Consider the following 9090-nt stretch of genomic DNA (forward strand, 5'->3'; position numbering starts at 1 on the left):
CGCCCGCGCTGTCCTCATCCATAGGCGCCGGAATTGTCCGGGCCGGAAAAGCGAGGTGATCCATGGGATCGTTGCAATGTCAAAATGTCGTCGTGGTCGGAGGCAGCCGGGGTGTCGGACGCTCGATCGTGGAAGCCGCGCTCGGCGAACGCGCAAATGTGCTTGCCGTCGCCCGCGGCGCGGAAGCTTTGAAGGAGCTCTCCTGGGAAAAGCCCGGAGTCAGAACGCTGGCCGCCGACGCCACGCGGGATACGGCGCCCGACGCGGTGTTCGCCGCGCTGCAGCCGGATGTGCTGGTGATCTGCGCCGGCGCCTTCGCGCCGTCAGCCTCCATCCAGGACCAGAGCTGGGACGATTTCTCGGCGAATTGGGAGACGGACGTCAAGGCATCGTTCCTGTTCTGCAGGGCGGCGCTGCAGGGCCAGCTGAAGCCGGGTAGCCGCGTGGTGCTGATCTCCAGCGGCGCGGCATTCAGTGGCGGACCGCCGAACTCCGGCGGCTATTCCGGCGCCAAGCAGATGCAGATGTTCCTCGCCGCCCACAGCCAGAAGGAGGCCGACCGGCTTGGCCTTGGCCTGCGCTTCATGGCGCTGGCGCCGATGCGCATCATGGCCGGTACCGGCGTCGGCCAGCGCGGAATTTCGAGCATCTCCGCCTATCTCGGCATCAGCCCGGCGGATTTCCTGGCCAGCATGAGCGATGTGCAGACGCCCGCCGATGTCGGGCGGGCCGTGGTGGCGCTCGCCGGCGGCAAAGTGCCAGGCATCGCCTTCACGGTCAGCGGCAGCGGCCTTGCCGCCGCGGCATGAGGCGCGCAGGATGCGAGACGAACTCCGCACGGCAGGCTCGATATGACAGACGCTCCCGGCCCGCTTGAGCCGCCGAGCCCGACAGGCGGGCCGATCCTCGATCGGCCCGCCTTCGAGCGCCTGACGATGGCCCACCGGCGGGCGCTGAAGCTGCATTGCTACCGGATGATGGGCTCGCTGCACGAGGCCGACGATCTCGTCCAGGAGACGTTCCTCAAGGCCTGGCGCGGCCGTGCGCAATTCGACGGGCGCGGCTCGCCGCGCGGCTGGCTCTACACGATCGCCACCAACGCTTGCCTCAACGCCATCAAGGCGCGGTCGTCGGCGCACCGCATTCTCGAAGAGCCCGCGCGGCCGCCGAGCGAAGGGCGCGCCGCTGCAGGGCCGGCCGCCGAACTCTCCTGGCTGGAGCCCTACCCCGACGCCGAACTGCCGGACCTTGTCGACGGCGGCCCCGGCCCGGATGCGCGCTACGAGACAAGCGAGGCCGTGCGGCTTGCCTTCGTCGCCGCCATCCAGTTGCTCCCGCCCAGGCAACGCGCATCCCTGCTGCTGTGCGACGTGCTGGGCTGGTCGGCGCTGGAGACCGCGCAGTTGCTGGGCGGTTCGACCGCCTCCGTCAACAGCGCCCTGCAGCGGGCGCGCGCGACGCTTGGTGAGCGCTATCCCGGCGGGCGGCCCGAGCAGCGATCGCAGCCCAACCGCGAGGAAGGTGCGCTGCTCGAACGCTATGTCAGCGCCTGGCAGGCCGCCAGTCTCGACGGCTTCGTCGCGCTGCTGCGCGAGGACGCCACCTACCACATGCCGCCATGGCGCGACTGGTACCGGGGACGTCAGGCGATCCACGGTTTCTTCAGGACCGTATGGGGCAATTTCGCCGGCTATCGCGCCGTGGCGACACGGGCCAACGGCCAGCCCGCTGTCGCGATCTACGCCCGGCGCCATCAGGAGCCGGAATGGCGCGCGCAATCGCTGCATGTCATCGAGCTGGCCGATGGCGCCATCGCCTCGCTCACCATCTACGTTGCGCCGCTCGGCCCTGCCCTGTTCGGCGCCTTTGGCCTGCCGCCGGTCTGGTCCGGACCGGAAGCGTAGCCGTCGCCATCCTCTGCTGACGGAAAGCTGGCAGGAGGCTCGGCCTATAGAACGGGCGGGAGCCCGGCCGCGGCTTCAGCCATCAAGGAGCCAATGCGATGAATTTCGTCTCTGTCCGCATCATCACGTCAGACGTTCAGCGCCTCGTGCGCTTCTACGGCGAGATCACCGGCATGCCGGTGACGGTCTACACCGAGGACTTCGCGGAACTGGCGACCCCTTCCGGCACGCTGGCGATCGGCAGCACGCGCACCTTGATGCTGTTCGGCGGCGACATCGCCCGCCCCGCCGACAACCACACCGCCATCCTCGAATTCCGCGTCGGCGATGTCGATGCCGAATTCGCCCGGCTGTCGGACTTCATCAGGGACACGACCGTGCAGAAGCCGACCACCATGCCCTGGGGCAACCGCTCGCTGCTGTTTCGCGACCCGGACGGCAATCTGGTGAATTTCTTCACACCGGTGACGGCGGAGGCGATCCGGAAGTTGGAGAAGTAGGGTCCTACTTCAGGTTCCATTTGCGCACGACCGGTTCGCTGAGATCATGCTCATAGCCGAGCACGCTGATGCTGGCCGTATCGAGCACGAACAGCGCGCCGCCTTCCGGCGGCAGGCCGAGCCAGCGGGCGGCGAGCACGCGCAGGAAATGCGCGCTGGAAAAGATCAGGATCGAGCCGCCGGCTTCGCGAAGCTGTCTGATGATCCCGTCGGCACGGACGCCGACATCGGCGGCCGTCTCGCCTTGCGGGCAGCCGTCGCGAAACACGTTCCAGCCTGGCCGCTCGGCCAGGATGTCCTTGGTGGTGCGCCCTTCATAGGCGCCGTAGTCCCACTCCTGCAGGTCATCCATTTTGACGCTCTCACCGCCAAAGCCGGCCAGCACGCTGGTGTTGTAGGCGCGCTGCGAGGGGCTCGACCACACCGCCGAGAACGACTGGCCCTCGAGCCGCTCCGCCACGCCCCGCGCCGCCGCTTCGCCCTCGGCCGTCAGCGGCATGTCGGTGCGGCCGGTATGCTGCCCCGAAAGGCTCCACGCAGTCTCGCCATGCCGGACCAGGTGGATTTGCGGATACGCGCTGCTCATACGCTCGGGCCCTTCGTTGATGTCGGGCCAAAGCTGTAGCGGTCGGCGCAGGGGAGCGAAAGACCCGGCGACCGTCGCGGCGCTTGAGCGTCGCTTCGCCACCTGCGTTCCGCCCGGCTTGGGTGGCGGCGATCCTTGTGCATCACCGGTGGCTTACCAATCCGTAAGGTCCTTTGCGGACGCATTTCACTAACCTGTCATGTGCACCCGCCTATCCTTGATCCATCGCGGGCTGCGAGACGAAGGGACACTCCGATGAAAACATTATCTCTGGCGTTGGCTGCGGGCACGCTGACCGCGGCATTGGCTGCCGCGCTGTCCAGTTCCAGTGCCGTCGCCGCACCCTACAAGCACGTACTGCTCATCAGCGTCGACGGGCTTCATGCGCTCGATCTTGCAAACTACGTCGCCGCTAATCCGAAAAGCTCGCTCTCCGCGCTGACCGAAACCGGCATTTTTTATCCGAATGCGCTCGCCAGCGCCCCGTCCGACTCGTTTCCTGGCCTTGTGGCACAGGTAACCGGCGGCACGCCAAAGTCGACGGGCGTGTTCTACGACGACAGTTACGACCGCACCTATTTCGCGCCGGCCTCGGACTGCAAGGGCGAGCCGGGTGCCGAGGTGGCCTTCGCCGAGAACATCGACGTCGATTCGACCCGCCTTGACGGTGGTGGCAAGCCAGGCGACTACCGCAGCCAGATCGACCCGGCAAAGCTGCCGATGACGCTGGTCAACGGCAAATGCTCGGTGGTCTATCCGCATGATTTCGTGCGGGTCAACAACGTCTTCGAAATCGTGAAAGCGCATGGCGGCCGCACGGCCTGGTCCGACAAGCATCCGGCCTATGAATGGCTGAACGGACCTTCGGGCAAAGGCATCGACGACCTCTACGCGTTGGAACAGGACAGCTTGATTCCCGGCACCAAGGTCAAGACGACGGGCAGCTTCAAGGCCGAGCGCGACTTCGATGAAGCGCGGGTCCATGCGGTGATCAACGAAATCAAGGGCCTCGACAGCACCGGCTCGCATCCCGCGGCGGTTCCCACGCTTTTCGGCATGAATTTCCAGGCGGTGAGCGTGGGCCAGAAGCTTCCCAAGGCCGGTCCTGGCGACGAGGCCGGTCTGGTCGGCGGTTATCTGGATGCCAGCGGCACGCCTGGCAATGGTCTCGCCGGGCAGCTCGCCTACGTAGATGGCGCTGTCGGCGAACTGATGGCCGCACTCAAGGACAACAAACTCGCCAATTCGACCCTGATCATACTTGCCTCGAAGCATGGCCAGTCGCCCATCGACCCGGCGTCGTTCCAGCCATTGGACGATGATCCCTATACGAAGACGCCGGGCTATGCCTTCCATATCGCCGACGACGCCGCGCTGATCTGGCTCAAACCGCAAGACAGGGTGAAAAACCTCGCGGCCGCGCAGGACTATCTCGAGAAATCGAGCAAGGCGGAAGGCATCGCCCAGATCCAGCCACCGAATGCCCTTGCTCTTGCCTATCAGGATCCCGCCACGGACAGCCGTACGCCGGACTTCATAGCCACGGTCAATCCGGGCGTGGTCTACACATCCGGCTCGAAGATCGCCGAGCACGGTGGCGCCAACGCGAACGATCGCAACGTGGCGCTTCTCATCAGCGCTCCCTCGCTCAAGCCGAGGTCGGTGCCGGCTCTGGTGCAGACGACGCAGGTTGCTCCCACCATCCTGCGCGCTCTCGGCTATGACGCGAACGAACTCCAGGCTGTGAAGCTGGAAGGCACCCAGGAGCTGCCGGCGGCCCCGTTCTAAGCCGAGGATCATACCGTTTCGCGATTGGCCCCCGCCGGGCATGTCCGGCGGGCAGCGGGTACCTGGCAGGATGCGGGCCTGGCAAGGCGTTCAGCTCCGCAGCAGCGGCCTGACGGATTCAACGACACAACGCGCGATTTCGACCTCAAGGCGCTGACGCTTGCGTATTTGCGCCCGCTTGTTGGGTTTGTAGCCGGCCGGGTCGCGTTGAGCCTTCACGAGGGGCAAGGCATACATCGTCCGACCTATTGGCTTGCCCCCGGACTCCGCCCAGAAGCTGTCGTAGTCGGCGGTGATGCGGCGCCGCAGAGCATGGTCCCGCGAAAAAACGTGGCCTGCGTTTGATGCCGCGACAAGGCCATCCAGTTTGAGTGAGGATGCCAAACTCTGGGCGACCAGGAGCAACAGGGTTTTCGGTCGCAGACCTTCCATGGCTTTGGTCAGTATCCGGGAATCCTCGAGACCTTGCACACCGGTCGAGGTCGACTTCAGAGCGCCGATATAGAGGATCTTGCCGTCGCCACCGAGTTGCAGAAGCGACCGGTCGACGATCGCCAGCCCCATTTCTATGACGGGACATCCTTCCAGGCGCAGGAGAAGGCGCCATTCCCCCTCTCGGTACAAACCTGCCTGGCCTGTCAGTTCCACCGTGACTTCGCCGGCAGCGGTCGACATTGCCAAGAGATGGCGACCGCACGTGTGACTTTCGACCAAGGCCGCGTCGGTCAAAAGACGCGTCGCCGCGGTGTAGTGACCAATGACGGCGGCACAACGATGGATGCGCCTCAGACTGGCGGCGAGATACGGCCGGACAGGCTTCAGCGCAATGTCGGGAAATTCAGCAAGGATTGCCCTGAACGGCTCAACACCGAGAGCCGACCGAATGGCCGCGATATCGCGCTGGAACACCCACCGAAGCGCCGCCCATTTGCTTTCATGCACCCAATTGTTCAACTTGCGCCGAAACTTGGAGGGCGACCGTTTTATTGGGCCTGGTGGCCGTAATGGCCGCGGGGCGCCCGTGGAAAGCATCATTTACTGTATTCTCGGTCTGACGTGTCAGTCAAGGCAACGGATAAGCTCAATGTTGAACGTCGTAACTTACCGCCGCCTCGCCGTGAACATACGAATTCGTAAGGTAGCCACTAAGGTCAACCTTCCGGCGCGTGCTCGTCGCTCCCCCTTCGTCGCGATCACCTCGGTCGCGGCGCAGCCCGGCCAGAGCCGACAGGGATACCGGAAGATCGCCGCGGCTCGCCCCTCGCCTGGCCCTGATCCACATGACGCTGGCCCTGTGAGCAGACCAGCGGCGCAACTATATCAGGAGGAGCCACCAAGGCTTCCGCCACCCCCAAGGGCGCCGGCCCTTGCACAACAGGTCAGCTCATCATTTACAAACATCTGCTCATCGCCACCGACGGATCGGAACTGGCCGACAAGGGCGTTGCCCATGGCCTCACATTGGCAACAGGTATCGGCGCCGCCGTCACCTTCGTCACCGTCTCGGAACCGTTCCCCATCTTTGCCTGGGGCGGCGCCATGGCCGGCTATGCCGCGGGCGACGAACTGGCCGTCTACCAGGAAGAGGCGCGCAAATATGGCAAAGAGGTTCTCGACAAGTGCAAGGCTTCGGCCGATGCAGCCGGCGTGTCCGCCAAGCTTGTGCATGTCGAGGACAAACGGCCCGCCGAGGCGATCCTGGAACTGTCGCAGGCGCAACGCTGCAACCTGGTCGTGATGGCCTCGCATGGTCGCCGCGGACTGGGCAAGCTGCTTCTGGGCAGCCAGACGGCGGAAGTGCTGTCCTACACCGCAATCCCGGTGCTGGTCGTACGGTAAAACGGTCTCCCAAGCTGGAACCGGCTTTCGGAATCATGCTCAAAATAAACAGCCAGGACGCCCCCGGCGCGGACGTCATGCGCCGGGATACATTCGCCCTTCGGAGGACAATGACGAATGGCGCATGCGGATGCCACCAGGACAATCTCCGGGAGAACGCCGGAATCGGCGGCCATGCTGGCGGAAATCAAGCGGGCGATGGCGATAACCGCCCGCCTCAACCGCTTGACGTTCAACGACGCGGACGAGGTCCGCGCCCTGTTCAGCGAACTCATCGGCAGACAAGTGGAGGACGGTTTTATGCTGATCCCACCCTTCTACACCACCGGCGGTGCCGATATCCGTGTGGGGCGCAATGTCTTCATCAATCAGAACTGCACGTTTTATGATCTTGGCGGGCTCGACATTGCCGACGATGTGCTGATCGGGCCGAATGTCAGCCTCATCACATCCGGCCATCCGCTCGAACCGTCGCGGCGCCGCGCCTTCACCATCGCAAAACCCATAGCCATCGAACGCAACGTCTGGATCGCCGCCGGTGCGACGGTGATCGGCGGCGTGACCATCGGCGAAAATTCCGTCGTCGCGGCGGGCTCGGTGGTCACGAAGGACGTTCCCCCGAACACGCTTGTCGGCGGCAACCCTGGGCGGGTTATCAGGTCGATTGCCGAGTAAGGCCACCTCACGGCAGCGCCTCCAGCGCAAGATACACCCCCAACGCCAGCAGCCCCACGAAGAACACCTTTCGAAAGGTCCCGACGCTCATTTTCCGGCGCAGCGCCTGGCCGATGAACATGCCGGCCAGCGCCGGCAGCAGCGCCAGGATCGAGCCTGTCAGTGGCCCTGCCGGCGATGCCAGCGCTCCCGTCCTGAACAGGCCGAGGGCAAGGGCCGCCGTCGAGACGGTGAAGGACAGGCCGAGAGCCTGGATGAGATCTTCCTTCTCCAGCCGCAGCGATTGCAGATAGGGCACCGCCGGAATGACGAAGACGCCGGTGGCGCCGGCGACCAGCCCGGTCGCCACGCCGACCAGCGGTGACATCAAGGCCTCGTGGCGCGCCGGCGTGGTGAAGCTGAGCCTGAAGAGGCCAAGGATGGCGTAAAGCACCAGCGCTGCCCCAAGCCCCGCGGAAGCCGCGCCCGCATGCGCGCCGGTGAGCACCCCCGCTGCGGCGATGGTGCCCAGCATGATGCCCGCCATCATCGCCCACAACCGCTTGCACAGACCGGCGAAGGCGGGGCCGGTGAACAACTGCCAGAGATTGGTGACCAGCGACGGGATCAGGAGCAAGGCGGCGGCCTCGGCCGGCGGCATCGTCAGCGCAAGCAGGCCCATCGCCACGGTCGGCAGCCCCATGCCGACGACCCCCTTGACGAAACCGGCGGCAAGGAAGACGGCGCCGATCAATGCGATGACGCCGGCGCTCGGCATGCCCACGGGATCAATCATGCAATAGCATGTCCGCGGCATCGGCATCCGGTTTTGCCAGCACGGCATCGTGGTTGACCGAAGCCGTCGTACATCGCTGGCCAGGCTGTGCCTGCGCCATGGCAAGCGAGGCCACGGCGACCGCCAGCGCGATCGCCATGCCTTCAAGAATACCGAGCCGACCCGTCGCTTTTTCGCTCATCGCCAATCTCCATCGCAAAAGATTTGACCGGCATCCGGCCAACGCACAATGTGGAAGTTGCGCTGTCAGCCTTCGGCTACACCGAAGGCTGGGAACAACGCCGTGCGCCTCGCGGGAGCAAGAAATGCGTTTCGATCTCACCGATCTGCGGCTGTTCCTGCTGGTGGCCGAGCGCGGCAGCATCACCCATGGCGCCGCGCTTGCCGGGCTGGCACTGGCCTCGGCGAGCGCCCGCATCAAGGGCATGGAGGAGCAGCTCGGCGCGCCGCTTCTGGAGCGCCGCCGCCGTGGCGTGGTGCCTACGGCCGCCGGCCAGGCGCTGCTGCACCATGCGCGCGCGGTGCAGAACCAGATCGAGGCGATGGCTGGCGACCTCGGCGCCTATGCCGGCGGCCTGCGCGCCCGCGTGCGGCTGATGGCCAATACCGCCGCGACCGCCGAACTTTTGCGCGACACCCTGCCGGCCTTCCTGGCGGCCCATCCCGGCATCGACATCGATTTGGACGAGCGCCCCAGCCACGAGATCGCCGAGGCTGTGGCGAGCGGTGCGGCCGATCTCGGCATCGCCGCGACCTGGGCCGGCCTTGCGCATCTCGAACAGAAACCGTTCTTCATCGACCGGCTGGTGGTGATCGCCGCGCGGAACTGGCCGGGGCTTGCCGGCATGCATAGCGCCAGCCTCCCCGACATACTGGGCGAATCCTTTGTTGGCCTCAGCCTCGGCCACGCCCTGCAGGAGCACATCACCCGCCAGGCCGCACGCCTGGGCGGCCATCTGCACATCCGCATCCGCGTGCCCGGCCTCGACAATGTCTGCCGGCTGGTCGCGCAGGGTGCCGGCA

The 9090-nt window shown here is 65.6% G+C and carries 11 protein-coding genes; 7 read left to right on the top strand and 4 right to left on the bottom strand.

Features of this window, described 5'->3' with window-relative positions:
• Positions 1 to 62: 62 nt before the first annotated feature.
• The 3 genes from C1D09_RS15265 to C1D09_RS15275 all read left to right on the top strand — a co-directional run bounded on the left by C1D09_RS15265 (position 63) and on the right by C1D09_RS15275 (position 2404).
• Positions 63 to 809 (top strand): SDR family NAD(P)-dependent oxidoreductase, encoded by a 747-nt coding sequence (locus C1D09_RS15265; protein ID WP_143975095.1) that lies wholly within the window; start codon positions 63 to 65, stop codon positions 807 to 809.
• Between the two features lie 42 nt (positions 810 to 851).
• The gene (locus tag C1D09_RS15270) at positions 852 to 1904 is read left to right on the top strand and encodes a sigma-70 family RNA polymerase sigma factor (RefSeq protein WP_143975096.1); all 1053 of its coding nucleotides are present in this window, start codon (positions 852 to 854) and stop codon (positions 1902 to 1904) included.
• Positions 1905 to 2002: 98 nt separating this feature from the next.
• Positions 2003 to 2404, top strand: coding sequence for a VOC family protein (locus C1D09_RS15275; RefSeq protein WP_143975097.1), 402 nt, complete (start codon positions 2003 to 2005; stop codon positions 2402 to 2404).
• A 4-nt stretch (positions 2405 to 2408) separates the two neighbouring features.
• On the opposite strand, the gene C1D09_RS15280 is transcribed toward C1D09_RS15275, so the two are convergent.
• A complete protein-coding gene (locus C1D09_RS15280; RefSeq protein ID WP_143975098.1) occupies positions 2409 to 2990 on the bottom strand; it encodes a histidine phosphatase family protein in 582 nt (193 codons plus the stop codon).
• A gap of 255 nt (positions 2991 to 3245) precedes the next feature.
• Here C1D09_RS15280 and C1D09_RS15285 point away from each other — a divergent pair, with 255 nt between their 5' ends.
• Complete coding sequence (locus C1D09_RS15285; protein ID WP_143975099.1) at positions 3246 to 4778, top strand: alkaline phosphatase family protein; 1533 nt, start codon at positions 3246 to 3248, stop codon at positions 4776 to 4778.
• A 90-nt stretch (positions 4779 to 4868) separates the two neighbouring features.
• On the opposite strand, the gene C1D09_RS15290 is transcribed toward C1D09_RS15285, so the two are convergent.
• The gene (locus tag C1D09_RS15290; protein WP_246135758.1) at positions 4869 to 5720 is read right to left on the bottom strand and encodes a VirK/YbjX family protein; all 852 of its coding nucleotides are present in this window, start codon (positions 5718 to 5720) and stop codon (positions 4869 to 4871) included.
• A 447-nt stretch (positions 5721 to 6167) separates the two neighbouring features.
• Here C1D09_RS15290 and C1D09_RS15295 point away from each other — a divergent pair, with 447 nt between their 5' ends.
• The gene (locus C1D09_RS15295; protein WP_143975100.1) at positions 6168 to 6617 is read left to right on the top strand and encodes a universal stress protein; all 450 of its coding nucleotides are present in this window, start codon (positions 6168 to 6170) and stop codon (positions 6615 to 6617) included.
• 174 nt (positions 6618 to 6791) lie between these two features.
• Positions 6792 to 7292: a sugar O-acetyltransferase gene (locus C1D09_RS15300; protein ID WP_246135759.1), complete on the top strand. Its 501-nt coding sequence runs from the start codon at positions 6792 to 6794 to the stop codon at positions 7290 to 7292.
• A 7-nt stretch (positions 7293 to 7299) separates the two neighbouring features.
• Here C1D09_RS15300 and C1D09_RS15305 read toward each other — a convergent pair whose 3' ends face one another.
• Complete coding sequence (locus tag C1D09_RS15305; RefSeq protein ID WP_143975105.1) at positions 7300 to 8049, bottom strand: sulfite exporter TauE/SafE family protein; 750 nt, start codon at positions 8047 to 8049, stop codon at positions 7300 to 7302.
• 10 nt (positions 8050 to 8059) lie between these two features.
• A complete protein-coding gene (locus tag C1D09_RS15310) occupies positions 8060 to 8248 on the bottom strand; it encodes a hypothetical protein (RefSeq protein ID WP_143975102.1) in 189 nt (62 codons plus the stop codon).
• A 124-nt stretch (positions 8249 to 8372) separates the two neighbouring features.
• On the opposite strand from C1D09_RS15310, the gene C1D09_RS15315 reads away from it, so the two are divergent.
• The coding region (locus tag C1D09_RS15315; RefSeq protein ID WP_143975103.1) for a LysR family transcriptional regulator at positions 8373 to 9090 on the top strand (718 nt) is incomplete at its 3' end.

It is taken from the genome of Mesorhizobium intechi (assembly GCF_002879535.1).
Taxonomy (GTDB): domain Bacteria; phylum Pseudomonadota; class Alphaproteobacteria; order Rhizobiales; family Rhizobiaceae; genus Mesorhizobium; species Mesorhizobium intechi.

Excerpts from the sequence above, each read along its gene's own strand:
- C1D09_RS15280 (WP_143975098.1), bottom strand. The coding sequence starts at position 2,990 with ATGAGCAGCGCGTATCCGCAAATCCACCTGGTCCGGCATGGCGAGACT.
- C1D09_RS15285 (WP_143975099.1), top strand. The coding sequence starts at position 3,246 with ATGAAAACATTATCTCTGGCGTTGGCTGCGGGCACGCTGACCGCGGCA.
- C1D09_RS15310 (WP_143975102.1), bottom strand. The coding sequence starts at position 8,248 with ATGAGCGAAAAAGCGACGGGTCGGCTCGGTATTCTTGAAGGCATGGCG.
- C1D09_RS15270 (WP_143975096.1), top strand. The coding sequence starts at position 852 with ATGACAGACGCTCCCGGCCCGCTTGAGCCGCCGAGCCCGACAGGCGGG.
- C1D09_RS15300 (WP_246135759.1), top strand. The coding sequence starts at position 6,792 with ATGCTGGCGGAAATCAAGCGGGCGATGGCGATAACCGCCCGCCTCAAC.
- C1D09_RS15305 (WP_143975105.1), bottom strand. The coding sequence starts at position 8,049 with ATGCCGAGCGCCGGCGTCATCGCATTGATCGGCGCCGTCTTCCTTGCC.
- C1D09_RS15265 (WP_143975095.1), top strand. The coding sequence starts at position 63 with ATGGGATCGTTGCAATGTCAAAATGTCGTCGTGGTCGGAGGCAGCCGG.
- C1D09_RS15275 (WP_143975097.1), top strand. The coding sequence starts at position 2,003 with ATGAATTTCGTCTCTGTCCGCATCATCACGTCAGACGTTCAGCGCCTC.